The sequence below is a fragment of the Mycolicibacterium pulveris genome (assembly GCF_010725725.1).
In the GTDB taxonomy this organism is placed as follows: Bacteria; Actinomycetota; Actinomycetes; order Mycobacteriales; family Mycobacteriaceae; genus Mycobacterium; species Mycobacterium pulveris.
On the sequence record NZ_AP022599.1, the window covers coordinates 1,466,880 to 1,481,033 of the forward strand.

Consider the following 14,154-nt stretch of genomic DNA (forward strand, 5'->3'; position numbering starts at 1 on the left):
CCGACCGCCGTCAGGTGCCGAAGCGATGGGCCGCGATGTGTTAGCTCGTCCGCGGGGTCGCAGCCACGCGTGAGACGCCGCTTGCCGCGCCTCATTACCACCGGCGATCCCTGCGGACACATATGAAAAAATTGACGCCTGCGCCACCTGCGGTGCTAACGTGATACGCACAAGAGTTAGCAGGACATATTGACATACCAATGCTCATGCTGGTTAACGCCATAGTAACGGAAGCGATAAATTTTGCGGGGGTGGCACGTCGTGGCACAGGGATCTCACACCAAGAACCGGTCGACCAGCACCAAGCGGGCACGCCGCAGGCATCGCACCGCGCTCCGCAAGACCGAGCCGTATCGCTGGCTGGGGGCTGGCGTCGTCGCGCTGGGGCTAGGGGCGACGATCGCCAGCGGGTCCGGAGTCGCACACGCCGACGGCGGCACCGGCGGCACGACCTCGTCGACCGGCAGCGCCGACAGCAACGCCACGGACGGACAGTCGACCGGCGCGCAAAGCGGGTCGACAGCGGAGACGCCAGGAGATCTCGGCACGCCGACCGGCGACGACGCGCCGACCCAGTCGGATGCGGCTGTCACCGGCCCCGGCGCGGCCACCCCGCCGACGAGCACGGTCTCCTCCAGCGGCGGCAACCTGTCGGCGATTTCCGGGTCGCCTGACGAACCCACCACCGACACCGCAGATTCCGAACTCACCGAGGATGCGATCGCGGAGATCGAAGACGGCTCACCAGATCCGTCACCGGCAGAGGCGATCGACACGAACGACACCACCGTGGTGGAGACCGACGAAGACAGCAACTCCAGGCGCGACAACGATTCGCCTGCGTCCCTGAGCGTCGCCGAGGAAAGCACCGACGATCCGGGGCTGGGGATTGTTGATCGCGAGATCACCGCGTCAACGTTCGCGCCATCGACGGTCACCACCGTCTCTGTGCAGCAAGAGCTTTCGGCCGGCGGATCACCGGTGTCGGCGGCGGAGAAAAGCGTCGCGCCGACGGCTACCTCCCGCGTCTCGATCGCACCCGCCGCGGACGCGCCGCCGGCCGCGCCGCAATCCGTCGTCGCACAACTGCTGAGTTTTGTCGGGTTGGCGCCCCTGATTTCGGACAGCCCGGCCGCACCGTTCCCCTTGAACCTGTTCGAGGCACTGTTCGTCGAAGTCCGCCGGCTGTTCTTCAACCAGACCCCGACCATGTCGGTGGGGACCACCACCACGCTGCCAACCGGCCAGGTCACCGGGACGGTGACAGGCAGCGACCCCGACGGCGACGCGATAAGTTTCGGTGCCAGCGCCCCGGCGCACGGCAGCGTCACCATCGACCCGACGACGGAAACATGGACGTACACACCCGATCCCGGTTTCGTGGGCACCGACTCGTTCGCCCTAACCGTCAGCGATGCGGCGTTCCATTTGCACGGGCCCTTCGGACTTTTCACCCCGGGCCAGGGTCATACCGCGTCGGTTCCCGTGACCGTCACCGCGGGCTCGGTCACCAGCGTCGCCGTGGGCGACGGCCCCTGGGACATCGCCACCAGCGCTGACGGCACCCGCACCTACGTCACGAACAGCGGCAGCACCACGGTGTCGTACATCGACACGTCGAGCGGCAGCCCGGAGCCAAAGACGATCACCCTCAGCGGCACCCCCGCCGGGATCAGCACCAACGCCGACGGGACGTTAGCGTTCGCGGCCCTTCCCGATGAAGGGCTCGTCGCGGTCATCGACACCTCGGGGGAGACCCCGGCGGTTCACACCGTCGCCGTCGGGGGCGAACTGCCGCAGTACACGGCGGCGAGCGCCGACGGCAGCCGGGTCTACACCACATCGTGGGATCCGGGTACCCAGACCAGCCTGCTCTCCGTCATCGACACGTCCGACCCGTCCCAGCCCGTCGTCATCGAAACCGTCCCGCTGGACGGCTATTACGTCGAGCGGGTGGTGACCGGCGCCGACGGCACCCGCGTGTACGGGACGGGCTACAAGGAGCCGGTCAACGAGGACGAGGTCCTCGTGATGGTCGACGTCACCGACGTGCAAGACATCCAGGTCACATCTATCCAATTCAGTGAGGGTAGAACGCTCGGCCTGGGCGAAGCGGTGAGCGCGGACGGCACCCGCGTCTACGTGACGTACCAGAATTACGACGGCGACGACTCGGTGGTGGTCGTCGACGCCACCGATTTCGACGACCCCAAGGTGATTCGCATCGACGCCGGGTTCAGCCCCGAGGCCATCGCGGTCAGCGCCGACGGCACCCGGGCCTACGCGCCGGGATCACCCTCGGATGGAAACGGGCACGCGGTGTATCTCATCGACACCACCGACTTCGCGAACCCCGTGGTCATCGAGATCGCGCTGCCTGTCGCGGCTTCCAACGGCGTTCAGGATGTGGCGACGACCGCCGACGGCACCCGCGCATACGTGACCAACTTCATCGACGGGTCACTGTCGATCGTCGACACGTCGGGAACCAGCCCCGTGGCGTACCGGGTAGCCGTCGGGGAGCTTCCGGCCGCGCCGGTATCAAGTGCGGACGGGCGCTACGTCTATGTGACCAACTTCTCCAGCAACACCGTGACCGTCGTCGAGGTCCCGACCCCCACGACGGTTGACGCCGCCACGTCCGTTGCGCCATTCGCCGCGGCGGCAGCGGTCGATCCCTACATTCAGCAGTTCCTCGACGCCGATCCGACCGGCCGGTTCTTCACTCCGGCGTCGACGGACTTCTCGCACTGGATAAGCATGGTGGGACCCGTCTTCGATCCGGTGACCTTCGAGGAAGGGGTGGCCCTGTACGGCACCACGGGCTTCAGTCGCAACGCTCAGGGAACCCTGCACTACACCAACAACTGGGACTTCGACGTCGCCGTGCTGCACGCCAGCGGCGGCAACACCCCGATCTCGGGAATCGTTGTGGTGCAACCGGGTCAGACCGCCGTCATCCCCAACACCTACGCGCTTGCGCAGGCGCCGCGAAGCTACGCGATGGTGGGTCGACCGATCGCCATCGTCGCGGTGGCCGGTCCTGGCCATCCGGCGGCTGCGCCGGCTGACTTGCCAAGCTTCTTGCAGAGCGTCCTGTGGGATGCCGGTCAGAAGATCGTGGACAGCGTGGTGCGCAACACCCAGGCCGCCATCGCAAACCTGTTGTCGTTGAACCCCTTGGCGTCTGTGATGAACGGGTTCCAGATCCTGTTCGACGTGACCAGCGCGACGGTCGACGTCGTGGCGCGCGGCGTCCAGGGGATGTTCGCCAGGCTGTTCGGCGGATAGCGGCCGCTCGCTGGTTCTGGCGTCGCCGGTGTCAGCGCGATCGCGGAGCGAAGTTGCCGTGGAACCCCTGCGGAATGTGGTGGCGCAGGCGGGCGGAGGCGATCGGGCCGGCAGCGATGTCGGCGGCGTCGAGGATCACCAGGCGTGACGTGTGGGTCCGCGCTTGGTATTCCACCGAGAGCACCCATCCGTCGTCCTCCGCGGCGGTGTTGGGTTTGGCGACGAATACCGGCTCGCAGAAGCTGTTTCCGTCCTCGGGTGTGGTGTAGGTCGCCGCGGAGGAGTCGCTCAGGTCGAGTCTGGTGATCGAGTCGTAGAACGAGACGAGATGGTGGCGCGTGTTGAGGTAGGCGTAGCGGTGCTTGCGGCCCTCGAAGGCGTCGTTGTGGCGGGGGAACTCACAGGGAAGCTCGGAGAGCGCCTCGGCGAGGACGCGTCCCGACCGCGTGATGCGGTATCTCATGAACGTCGAGGGCGCGTCATCAAGGGGTGCTACGTGGAACCTGTTGAGCCGCTCCAGGAGTCGCCCGTCGTCGTAGGTGATCGCGTCGATGACGGTGTCGCCGTCGTCGTCGTAGGCGTTGCTGAGGTGGAACATCAGGACGGCGTCGTATTCGATGGTGCGGATCCTTCCGCCGTCGCGCGGAACCAGGATGAACATGCTGCCCCGGTCGGGTCGGTACCGCATGGCGTCGCCCATCGGCTTGAGCCCCAACACGATCGGTAGGGCCTGCGGGATGATCGGCGATACCACGAACACCAGATGGCTCTCCGTCAGCGCGAAGTCGTGCACCATGGCGACATAGGGCAGTCGAGCCGAGCGGAAGTGCGTCAGCCGGCCCGTCGAATCGGTGCGATAGATCCGCAGATGCGGTCGCGGGATGAACTCGACGCCAAAGTTGAACATCTCGCCGGTACGCGGACAGAAGCACGGATGCGCCGAATACGAACCCACCCAGCGCAACTCACCGCCGAAGCGGCGGACGCCGAGGGTTTCCAGTGTCTCAGGGTCGATCTCGTGCGGCGGGCCGCCTTCCCACAGCGCGTACAGCCGGCCGGCGTGTTCGACGACGTTGGTATTGGCCAGATTCGGTGGAAGGCGGCCGATGTTGGCCTTGACGCCCCCGGGCGCCGCGGTGCCCATGTGGTTCAGCCCGGTCTTGCCGAGATAGTGGTTGGTCCGCACGTACCTGTTCTTGTAGTGGACCGAACCGTCGACGACGGTGAACGCCGAAAGCATGCCGTCGCCGTCGAACAGGTGGTGCAGCGGCCGGCCGCTGTGGTCCTGCCAGCGGCCGGGCCCGTTGCGGTACAGGGTCCCGTGCAGGTCCGGCGGAATGGTTCCGTCGATGTCGTCGACGCGGTAGTCGTATTCGTCCAGCTGCGGCTCGCTGACCCCGAGGCTTCGGAAGTCGGCGTCGTTGAGGGTGTTGAGCTGCGTCGTCAGCTGGTCCCGCTCGCTGACCGGAAGTGTCGCGAGGTAGCGATGGAGTTCGGGGAGGTCGGGCCGATCGGACGCCGTACCGGTCTGCGTCGGGGTTTGGGTCACCGGGCCCTCCTGGGATCAACTGAGACTAATTGGCAATCTAGTCTTAGTTTGGGTCGGGCCGCAATGGAGCTGAGGTAGAAAGAGTCGGTGGCCAGGACTCGTTCGTCGTCACAACTGGTGCAGGCCGCGCTGGAGTTGATCAGCGAAAGCGGTCTGGACCGGCTCACCTTGAGTCAGGTCGCGGAGCGGGCCGGCGTCTCGCGGGCCACCGCCTACCGCGAGTTCGGCGACAAGGACGGACTGCTGGGCGCGATCGCCGAGCAGGAGATCAGCGCGATGATCGCGGCGACGCTCGCGGCCTTCGATCCCCAGGCCGATCCCCCGGCGCAGACGGCCGCGATCGTCACGACCGCGCTGCGCTACCTCCGCAATCACCGGGCGTTCGTCTACGTTCGCGACCACGAACCTCACTGGCTGCTTCATGCCGGGCTGCCCGTCGGCAATGATCGGTTGAGCCTGGTGCAGACGGTGGCTGCGATGGTCGCGCAGGCCATCCCGAGTTCCGATCAGCTCGCCCTGACTCCGGTCGCCGCTGCCGAAGTCGTCGTCCGGACCGTCCTGTCACACACGCTCATCCAGGACAGCGCACTGACCGATGAGGAAGTGGCCGACGTGGTCAGCCGCGCCATCACCCGGCATTGACCGTCGCGCTTACCCGCCGATCCGCGTCGTAGCCGCTGGCGGGATCCGCCGAGCAGACGCCAATTGTTCAAGAAAGCGCTTTGAACTGGGCATTTTGCGTCTGCTCGCGCAGTTTCGCATGGTGGCAGGTGCAGGATTCGAACCTGCGTAGGCTTACGCCGACGGATTTACAGTCCGCTCCCATTGGCCGCTCGGGCAACCTGCCTGGGTGCTGCACCGCGCCGGTCACCCCGGCTTGGTGCGACTAGCAGGGTACAACGAGGATGGGCCTAAGACGAAAACGGCATCAGACTCTCGAGGAGGACCGGATCCAATGGCGGATTCATCGTTCGACGTCGTCAGCAAGGTCGACCGCCAGGAAGTCGACAACGCGCTCAACCAGGCGGCCAAGGAGCTGGCCACCCGCTTCGACTTCCGCGGCACCGACACCGGCATCGCGTGGAAGGGCGAGGAGGCCATCGAGATCACCAGCTCCACCGAGGAGCGCGTCAAGGCCGCGATCGACGTGTTCAAGGAGAAGCTGGTCCGCCGCGACATCTCGATGAAGTCCTTCGACGTCGGTGAGCCGCAGGCCTCGGGCAAGGCCTACAAGGTCACCGGCACCATCAAGCAGGGCATCAGCAGCGAGAACGCCAAGAAGATCACCAAGCTCATCCGCGACGAGGGCCCCAAGGGGGTCAAGGCGCAGATCCAGGGCGACGAGGTGCGGGTGTCGTCGAAGAAGCGCGACGATCTGCAGGCCGTCATCGCCATGCTCAAGAAGGCCGACCTCGACGTCGCGCTGCAGTTCGTCAACTACCGATAGCGAGCGCCGACGTCCCCGGCGAGCAGACGCAAAAACCCCCTGAAACAGCCGCGATTGGGGGAGTTCACGTCTGCTCGGCGCCGGGAAGGGAGCCGGAAGTGGCGCCGGAAGTGGCGCCGGGGACCTTGTAGGCCCACGACTTCTGCTGGCGCTGCTCCATCTTCTTCAGGCACTTGTGGTGCTTGAGCGCGTGATACGCCAGCGGGAAGTAGGTCAGCCGGTCCGGTAGCACCCGGTAGGCGATCCGAATCACCTTGTAGATCCTGTTGAGTTGACGCTCCTCCTCGGCGCTCCAACTCACGCCGAGCTTCTCCCGCAGCCGCGGGTCGAGCAGGCCGACGATCGACAGGTAGTTGAACCGCAGCGCGGGCCGCAGCAACACCTTGAGCACCGGGTAGAGCACCTTGGGCACCGAAGGACCCAGCTCGATCTGGCCGGTGATCAAGTCGTCCATCAACTTCATCGCCTGCGGGGTGGCCTCCAACGTGTCGATCATCGACTCGAAGTAGTCGGTCATCTCCTGGTGCGTGCGCGGATAGCCGCGCATCGGCACGTGCAGCAGCCGCGCGAGCCGGCGGTTGTCGCGCAGCAGTTCGGCCTTCTCCTCGTCGGTGAACTCGCGCCCGATGAGCAGCCGGCCGCCTTGGGCGTTGACGAGGTAGCCGGTGACGATCACCCATTGGTAGGCCTCGGGATTCAGCGCGCTGATCTGCTTTCCGCTCGCCGCGCTTTTCATCGTCATCGGTTTGTGCATCGACCGGACCCGGTTGCCCTCGGCGATGGCCGCGGTGCCGCCGTAGGTCCAGCGCAGCACCGAGTCGACGGAGCGGATCGCGCGGCCGCCCGGATCCCCGTGGAACGACGCCGAATAGCGGCCGGTGACCTCGGCGATGACCGGGTGCATCGCCTGCATCATGAACGCCGCGCCCTCGACGATCAGGAACGTCCAGCGCCCGGTGTGCTCGGCGGTCAGCGAGTCCAGGGGCACGAGTTCGGCGGCGTCGTCGTCGGCGGGGGTCGCCGTGGTGGAAACCTCGAGATCCGAAGTGGCGGTCATGAGCGCACAATCCTCCTGTCGCGGTGGTGCGACGACGCTAATATGACCGCCAGGTCACATTCAAGTCGCGTAAGGAAATGCCGTTGATCACCAATAAGCGCAGTTCAGGACGTCGTAAGCTGCCGCAGCAGAAACGCTCCCGCGAGATGGTCGCAAAAATCGTCGAGACCACGGCGGCGCTGCTGCGCACCACCGATCCTGCGCAGCTGACCACCAACCTGATCGCCGACCGGGCCGGCATCAGCAAGGGCTCGCTGTATCAGTACTTCGCCGACAAGGACGAGATCCTCGAGGCCGCGATCGAACATTTCGCGGCCGAACAGGCCCCCGCCGTCGAAGAACGGCTACGCACGCTGACGCTGGTTCCGCCCGAAGAGGCGATGGCGGCCTCCATCGACATCCTCATCGACCTGACGATCGCCAACCGCAACCTGGTGCGCTACCTCGCCGAACGACCCGACCACGTGCGCACCTTCGAGAACATCGCCGGCTTGAACGCCACGCTGATGGCGCTGTCCACCCTGCACATGAACCACTACCGCGACCAGTATCGCGACGAGCTGAGCCCAAATGCGTTGGCGTGGTTGTTCTTCAACATGGCGGTTGCGACCACGTTGCGCTACGTCGAGGCCGACGACCCGATCCGCCTCGACGAGCTGCGCGCCGGGCTCAAGTTCGCCTCCTCGGGGCTGCTGGCGGGCCGCCGCGGCTGAACCGCCGGCTCACGGCCGCGGCGGGCACGGCGGGTTCGGGTCGATGCCGCACATCCCGTGGTGCACGTAGCTCGGAACGTCCTCTGCCGGTTGCACATCGGCGTGCTGGTTGATGAAGTTGAAGCCCAGCATGAACACCATCATGATCAGGTTGAACACCGCGGTCAGGGCGAGGATCCGGATGACGGGCAGCCAGCGGGTGTTGCGGATCCGCTCGATGCCCTTGTCGGTGATCATCATGCCGTCCTGGTCGCGGAAGCAGTAGATGCCGATGGACAGCACGGTGACCACGCCGCCGAAGAAGACGCCTTCGTAGAGCGGGAATTGGTACATGGTGCCGGTGAAGATCGACCAGGTTTCGTTGACCCGCAGATAGTGCCACGCGCCGATCCGGTGGAAGAACTGCTCGAGGGTGATGCACAGGAACGTGAACAACGCGATCATGAAAACGATCACGCCGGCCTTGTTGATCCGCGGGAACCGCTTGCGCACCGTCTCGATGAGCTTGTCGATGCCCATGATCGCCAGCGGCGTCAGCACGATGTAGCTGGCCAGAAAGTAGATGATCGGCTGCGGGTTCTCCGGGCCCTTCTCGACCCAGCCCGGAATGAACTGCGCCCAGGTGCCCATGTTGAAAAAGCCGCCGTTGTAACCGAACACCGGCCGCACGGCGTTGACGCCGACGTCCTGCCACGCCGCCAGCAGCCACGCCAGCACGAAGACGCCCAGCGTGGGGAACTGCCGTTCGCGGCGCATCTTGCGGATGATGAACCAGAACAGGCCCACCCCCAGCACCAGGCAGCCGATCTCCCAGAACCGGATCCAGGCCATCGTGGAGCCGGGGATCTCATCGGTCCCGTTCGGCGACGGGGCGAACGCGTCGGAGAAAACCCAGCGCAGATAGATATAGATCTGGAAGATCACGAACACCGCGCCGAGGCGGGCCAGCCACACGATCGGCGGGGAGTCCTTGGCGCCCGTCCAGAGTCGGTTGAAGTTCTCCGACTCCGGTCGGGTGGCTTGATCTGCGGTCACAGCACAGCTCCAATCTGTTCGAAGGCATTGATGACCTGGCCGACGTAATGCTTGCGGCGCCGCGGGCTCACCAGAAACCCGGGCGGAGAAAGGAATCCGATGTCGGGCAGCCGCCGACGGGCCGCCAGCATCTCGCGAGCCTGGGCTGAATCGCCGCACACCGCCATCGCCCACAGCATTTCGTCGCTGACGTGATCGCCCATCTTGCGCAGGTCGCCGCCGGCGAATTCGGCGCGGATGGCGGCGGTCTCGTCCTGCCAGCCGTGCAGCTCGACCAACGAGTCATAGGTCTTGACGGTGAGGTAGAACGCGATCTGGCGCTTGGCGTCCTGGACCGCGCGTTGCGGGTCGTCGTCGTCGACGGCGGTGATGACCCAGCCCCACCGCAGCAGGTCGGACGCGGTGCGTCCCCCGCGTTGGGCGCCCAGGCGCAGTTGCGGGTCCACCACGTCGTCCCACCACCGGTCGGTGAACAGGCCGTGTCCCAGCACGCCGTCGGCGACTTCACCCGCGGTGCGCAACATGTGGACGTTGAAGGCGCCCAGCAGGATCGGCACCTCGATCGGGCCCAGCACGGGGGCGCGGATGTGCGCGTCGAGAGTGTAGTACTCGCCGGTGAACGCGATGTGCTGGTCGTTCTCCGCCTCGAGGTACGCACGGATGCAGGTGACGAGCTCTTTCATCCGCGTTGCCGGGTGCGACGAGTCGACGCCGAACCAGTCGCGGTTCATCCGGCTGGTCCCGGCGCCCAACCCGAGAAACACCCGCCCGGGCGCGATCTTGTCGAGGTGGCGCACCGAGGCCGCGTGCACGAACGGGGATCTGGCGAACGCGTAGGCGATGCCGGGGCCCGTACGCGCCGTCGTCGTGGCGTGGGCCATCTCCGAGGCGGTCACGTAGGCGCTGGCGTCGGCGAACTCACCGGCGCAGAACGCCACCGCGCCCGCCTCCTCGCACCGGCGCGCTAGTTCGGCACCCGGCCACGGCGTTCCCCATCTCATCGGCGCCTCAGAACTTGAGGCTCGCGCCGGCATCGACCTTGAACTGCACCCCGGTGACGTAGCGGGACTCGTCGGAGGCCAGGTAGCACACCGCGTGCGAGATGTCGTCCGGCTCGACGTAGGGAATCGGCATGCCCTGCATCATCGGAAATGTCAGAATCGCGTCGTCGAGGCTCGGATGCTCGAGGTCCGGGCGGAACATCTTGTACATCGCCTCGTTGTGCAGCATGTCGGTGTTGACGTTGGTGGGGTGAATCACGTTGGCCCGGATGGAGTGTGGGGCCAGTTGGGCCGCCACCGCCATCGTGTAGCGGTCGATGAACTGTTTGGCGAGGTTGTAGCCCGCGCCGCCGGTGCCCTGGGGTCCCATGGCACCACCGGGCGCCTTCTCGGCCAGCAGGCCGGCGACCGACCCCACCGTCACGATCGAGGCGCCCGCGGACAGGTACTGCAGGCTGGAGTGCACGGTGTTGACGACGCCGACGAAGTCGACGTCAAAGGCGTTGGCGAACGCGCCGATCGGTTGATCGGCGCCCAGCGGGCAGATGCCGGCGTTGGCGACGACCACGTCGAGCTTGCCCATCTCGGCGACCGCCGCGGCCAGCGCGGCTTCGAGGGCCGGGCGGTCCCGCACGTCGACCGCCGCCGAAGTCACTCGGTGACCGGCCTTTTCGACCTCCCGGCAGGCCTCCTGGAGGTCGTCCTCGGTGGCCAACGGGTAGTCGTTGTGTTCGATGTTCTGGCAGATGTCGAACAGGATGATGTCGGCGCCCTCCTCGGCCAGCCGCACGGCGTGTCGGCGACCCTGCCCGCGAGCGCCGCCGGTGACCAGCACCACCTTGCCTTCAACTCTGCCCATGTTCGTGACCCTTCATGTTGTGTTGGTTGCGGTCAATCGAGCGCGCAGCACGTGCTTCTGCACCTTGCCGCTGGCCGTACGGGGAAGTTCGTCGACGACGACGATGCGTTCGGGGGTCTTCTGGCGGGCCAGCCCGCATGCGGCGAAATGCGCTGCGGCGTCGTCGAGCCCGAACCGCTGCCCGTCGTTGACGACGACGAACGCGCACACCCGTTCGCCGTAGGTCTCGTCCGCGGCGCCGACCGCGGCGGCTTCGGCGATCGCCGGGTGGCTGCTGAGCACATCCTCGACCTCCTTGGACGAGATGTTCTCGCCGCCGCGCACGATGATGTCCTTCTTGCGGTCGGTGATGGTCAGGAATCCGTCGGCGTCGAGGCGTCCGACGTCGCCGGTGCGGAACCACCCGTCGACCCTGGCGGCGCTGGTGTGGCTCTCGTCGGTGTAGCCGCGGAAGAGTTCGACTCCGCGCGTGAGGATTTCGCCCGCCTCCCCCGTCGCCACGTCACGGTCGTGGTCGTCGACGATTCTGACCTCGGTGCCCGGGCAGATCCGGCCGTCGGTGTCGGCGCGTTTGTGCAGCGGGTCCTCCGGGCGGCCCGAGCTGATGGTCGGGTGCTCGGAGGACCCGTAGCACCGGAACGCCCCGATCCCGAACCGGTCCGCCCGGCGGATGAGCGCGCCGGCGACCCCGGCGGCACCGGTGACGTACTCGGCGAGGCTCGACACGTCGAGGCCGTCACGTTCGGCGATGTCGAGGATCCCGCTCAGGTGTATCGGGGCGCCGCCGGAGGCCCCGATCGCGTGCTTGTCGATGAGCCGCGCCGCGGTCTCCGGGTGCCAGGCGTCCATCGCGAACGTCGCGCTGGACCGGCACAGCGTCCGCAGGATACCGAGCGTGCCCGCGATGTGCCCGGAGGGGAACACCGACAGCATGGTGAGATCGGCTCCGCTGGAGCGCATTTCGTCCATGGCGCGGATCTCGCCGAGCAGGCCGGCGTGGGTGTGTTGGACGCCCTTGGGCCGCGCGGTGGTGCCCGAGGTGTACACCAGCAGGCACCGATCGCGGGGATCCGTGCCGTCGACCGGGGCGAAGCCCGCGGACGAGGTCTCGGCGAGCTCGGCGTAGGACACGGTGCCCGGCAGCGGCACGCCGACCACGATGCGCCGCGCCAGCCCCGGTAGCTCAGCCACCGCGGCGAGCGTGTCCGCGGCGTCGCGGCCCCGGATCTCGCGGGCGAGAATGACGGCGCGCGCGCCCGATTGCTCGGCGATGAAGGACACTTCCGCGGGGCCGTAGATCGGCACGATCGGCAGCACCACCGCCCCGCGCAGCCAGATCGCCGCGTGCGCCGTCAAGCACTGCCGCCAGTTCGGCAGTTGTACGGCGACCACGTCGCCGGGTCCGATGCCCAGCGCGGCCAGACCCGCTGCCACCCGCCGGCTTTCGGCGAACAGGTCAGCCAGCGTGGTCGAGTCCGGGTTGACCTCGCTGTGCACCTCCACCACCGTGTCGGGGTGGGCAGCGGCCGCCGCCGTGATCTCCTGGGCGACGGTGGGGGCGACGGTCAACATGTCAGCAACACACATCCCGCGATCGGGCCGCCGCCCGCCGACACCACCGCCACCTCGGGCCGGTTGGGCAACGCGGTCTCTCCGGCGCGGCCGCGCAGCTGCTGGCAGGCCTCGTGCAGAACCCAGTACCCGTGCATCCGGCCGGCCGAGAGCTGACCGCCGTAGGTGTTCAACGGCAGCTGCCCGTCGGGTGCGATGCGGGTGCCGCCCTCCACGAACGGGCCGGCTTCGCCGTCGGCGCAGAAGCCCAACGCCTCGAGCCAGGCCAAGGTCAAAAACGTGAAACCGTCGTAGAGTTCGGCGACATCGACGTCGGTGGGCTTCAGCGTCGTTGCGGCCCACATGTCGGCCGCGGCGTCGGTGGCCGCCATCTTCGGGTAGTCCGCCCTGCCGCTCCACCCGCCCGCCCCGGACGCGCCGCCTGCGGCCTCGACGGTGACGGCCCCGTTGGGCGTGTCGGCGCGGTGGCTCGCGGTCGAGATCACCAGGGCGATCGACCCGTCCACCGGGACGTCGCAGTCCAACAGCCCGAAGGGATCCGAGACCGGCCGCGCGGTGAGGTAGTCGTCCATGGTGATGGGGTCGCGATACACCGCGCGCGGATTTTGCCCGGCGTTGCGCCGGCCGTTGATCGCCACCCAGCCGAGCTGCTCCTTGGTCGTCCCGTACAGCTGCATGTGACGGCGGCAATGCATGGCCAACCAGTTGGCCGCCGAGTATGCGTGTGCGGCAAGCAGATATCCGACATCGGCCATCGGCCCCGCGGTCCGGCCGCGCCCCGGTTTCGGGCCGGAGGCCTTGGTGTCCGGGGTGCCGCCCATCATCTGTACGGTGCGGTAGACCAGCACATGCCGGGCGCGACCATCGGCGACGGCCGCGCAGGCCTGCACCACCGGGCTCAGCAGCCCGTGAGTCCCGAGCGGAGCACCGAGGTCGGCGGGATCGGCGATGCCCAACCGTTGCGCGGCCTCCGCCGCGGGGGTGTCCCCGAGCGTGAGGATGCCGTCGATGTCGGCGGCGGTCAGGCCGGCATCGGCGATGGCGGCTTCGCACGCCTGCGTCGTCAGATCCAGCGGCGCGATACCGGTACGCCGGCCGATCTGCGAGATTCCGGTGCCCGAGATCACCGGAGCGGCCCTGCCCGATCCGATCGTTCACTCCCGTCGCCGTCGCAAAGAACTTAATCAGTGTACTGTTAAACGGTGCCGACAACACCCCCTTTGGCGCCGCGGATCCTGCCGGAACTCGACGACTCGTCACGGCCCTATTGGACCGGCGGCGCGGCGGGAGAACTACGGATCGCGCATTGTGGGTCCTGTCGACGTTTCGTTCATCCGCCGTGCGACGAATGCCCGGACTGTGGTGGCGCACTCGAGTTCGTCGCGGTGTCGGGCGAGGGCAGCGTCTTCACCTACACGATCGCCTACCAGCAGTTCCATCCCGAGATGCCAACGCCTTTCGTGATCGCGCTGGTGGAACTCGATGAGCAGCCCGGACTTCGGCTCGCGGCCAACATCGTCGACTGCGACCCGTCCGCGGTGACGTGCGGCATGCCGGTCCGGGTGCGGTTCGAGCAACACGGTGCGGTGTTCGTTCCGGTGTTCGCCCCCGCATAGGAGTCCGAGACGCC

At 67.1% G+C, this 14,154-nt stretch carries 12 protein-coding genes and 1 tRNA gene; 5 read left to right on the forward strand and 8 right to left on the reverse strand.

All coding sequences use genetic code 11. The features are described 5' to 3' along the window. Nucleotides 1–261 precede the first annotated feature (261 nt). Nucleotides 262–3,291, forward strand: coding sequence for an Ig-like domain-containing protein (locus G6N28_RS07210; protein ID WP_163898691.1), 3,030 nt, complete (start codon nucleotides 262–264; stop codon nucleotides 3,289–3,291). Between the two features lie 31 nt (nucleotides 3,292–3,322). Here G6N28_RS07210 and G6N28_RS07215 read toward each other — a convergent pair whose 3' ends face one another. Further along, nucleotides 3,323–4,840, reverse strand: a complete 1,518-nt coding sequence (locus tag G6N28_RS07215; RefSeq protein WP_163898694.1) for a carotenoid oxygenase family protein — start codon at nucleotides 4,838–4,840, stop codon at nucleotides 3,323–3,325. A gap of 87 nt (nucleotides 4,841–4,927) precedes the next feature. On the opposite strand from G6N28_RS07215, the gene G6N28_RS07220 reads away from it, so the two are divergent. Then, on the forward strand, nucleotides 4,928–5,482 hold the full coding sequence (locus tag G6N28_RS07220; protein ID WP_163898697.1) for a TetR/AcrR family transcriptional regulator: 555 nt from the start codon (nucleotides 4,928–4,930) through the stop codon (nucleotides 5,480–5,482). 119 nt (nucleotides 5,483–5,601) lie between these two features. Here G6N28_RS07220 and G6N28_RS07225 read toward each other — a convergent pair. Beyond that, nucleotides 5,602–5,687 (reverse strand) — tRNA-Tyr (locus tag G6N28_RS07225). 108 nt (nucleotides 5,688–5,795) lie between these two features. Here G6N28_RS07225 and G6N28_RS07230 point away from each other — a divergent pair. Then, nucleotides 5,796–6,287 (forward strand): YajQ family cyclic di-GMP-binding protein, encoded by a 492-nt coding sequence (locus G6N28_RS07230; protein ID WP_163898699.1) that lies wholly within the window; start codon nucleotides 5,796–5,798, stop codon nucleotides 6,285–6,287. A 64-nt stretch (nucleotides 6,288–6,351) separates the two neighbouring features. Here G6N28_RS07230 and G6N28_RS07235 read toward each other — a convergent pair whose 3' ends face one another. Beyond that, complete coding sequence (locus G6N28_RS07235; protein ID WP_163898702.1) at nucleotides 6,352–7,344, reverse strand: oxygenase MpaB family protein; 993 nt, start codon at nucleotides 7,342–7,344, stop codon at nucleotides 6,352–6,354. Nucleotides 7,345–7,490: 146 nt separating this feature from the next. Between G6N28_RS07235 and G6N28_RS07240 the strand changes: the two genes are divergently transcribed. Further along, nucleotides 7,491–8,057: a TetR/AcrR family transcriptional regulator gene (locus G6N28_RS07240; protein ID WP_163898705.1), complete on the forward strand. Its 567-nt coding sequence runs from the start codon at nucleotides 7,491–7,493 to the stop codon at nucleotides 8,055–8,057. 9 nt (nucleotides 8,058–8,066) lie between these two features. Here G6N28_RS07240 and G6N28_RS07245 read toward each other — a convergent pair whose 3' ends face one another. The 5 genes from G6N28_RS07245 to G6N28_RS07265 are packed head-to-tail and all read right to left on the reverse strand — an operon-like array spanning nucleotide 8,067 to nucleotide 13,651. Next, on the reverse strand, nucleotides 8,067–9,092 hold the full coding sequence (locus G6N28_RS07245) for a spirocyclase AveC family protein (protein ID WP_163898708.1): 1,026 nt from the start codon (nucleotides 9,090–9,092) through the stop codon (nucleotides 8,067–8,069). Then, nucleotides 9,089–10,093, reverse strand: coding sequence for an LLM class flavin-dependent oxidoreductase (locus tag G6N28_RS07250; RefSeq protein ID WP_163898712.1), 1,005 nt, complete (start codon nucleotides 10,091–10,093; stop codon nucleotides 9,089–9,091). The genes G6N28_RS07245 and G6N28_RS07250 overlap by 4 nt, the downstream gene beginning before the upstream one ends. A gap of 7 nt (nucleotides 10,094–10,100) precedes the next feature. Then, nucleotides 10,101–10,952 (reverse strand): mycofactocin-coupled SDR family oxidoreductase, encoded by an 852-nt coding sequence (locus G6N28_RS07255; protein ID WP_163898715.1) that lies wholly within the window; start codon nucleotides 10,950–10,952, stop codon nucleotides 10,101–10,103. A gap of 12 nt (nucleotides 10,953–10,964) precedes the next feature. Then, nucleotides 10,965–12,524, reverse strand: a complete 1,560-nt coding sequence (locus G6N28_RS07260) for a class I adenylate-forming enzyme family protein (RefSeq protein ID WP_163898718.1) — start codon at nucleotides 12,522–12,524, stop codon at nucleotides 10,965–10,967. Beyond that, on the reverse strand, nucleotides 12,518–13,651 hold the full coding sequence (locus tag G6N28_RS07265) for a thiolase family protein (RefSeq protein WP_235674496.1): 1,134 nt from the start codon (nucleotides 13,649–13,651) through the stop codon (nucleotides 12,518–12,520). The genes G6N28_RS07260 and G6N28_RS07265 overlap by 7 nt, the downstream gene beginning before the upstream one ends. 105 nt (nucleotides 13,652–13,756) lie before the next feature. On the opposite strand from G6N28_RS07265, the gene G6N28_RS07270 reads away from it, so the two are divergent. Continuing rightward, a complete protein-coding gene (locus G6N28_RS07270; protein WP_163905934.1) occupies nucleotides 13,757–14,140 on the forward strand; it encodes a Zn-ribbon domain-containing OB-fold protein in 384 nt (127 codons plus the stop codon). The last annotated feature ends 14 nt before the right edge of the window (nucleotides 14,141–14,154 follow it).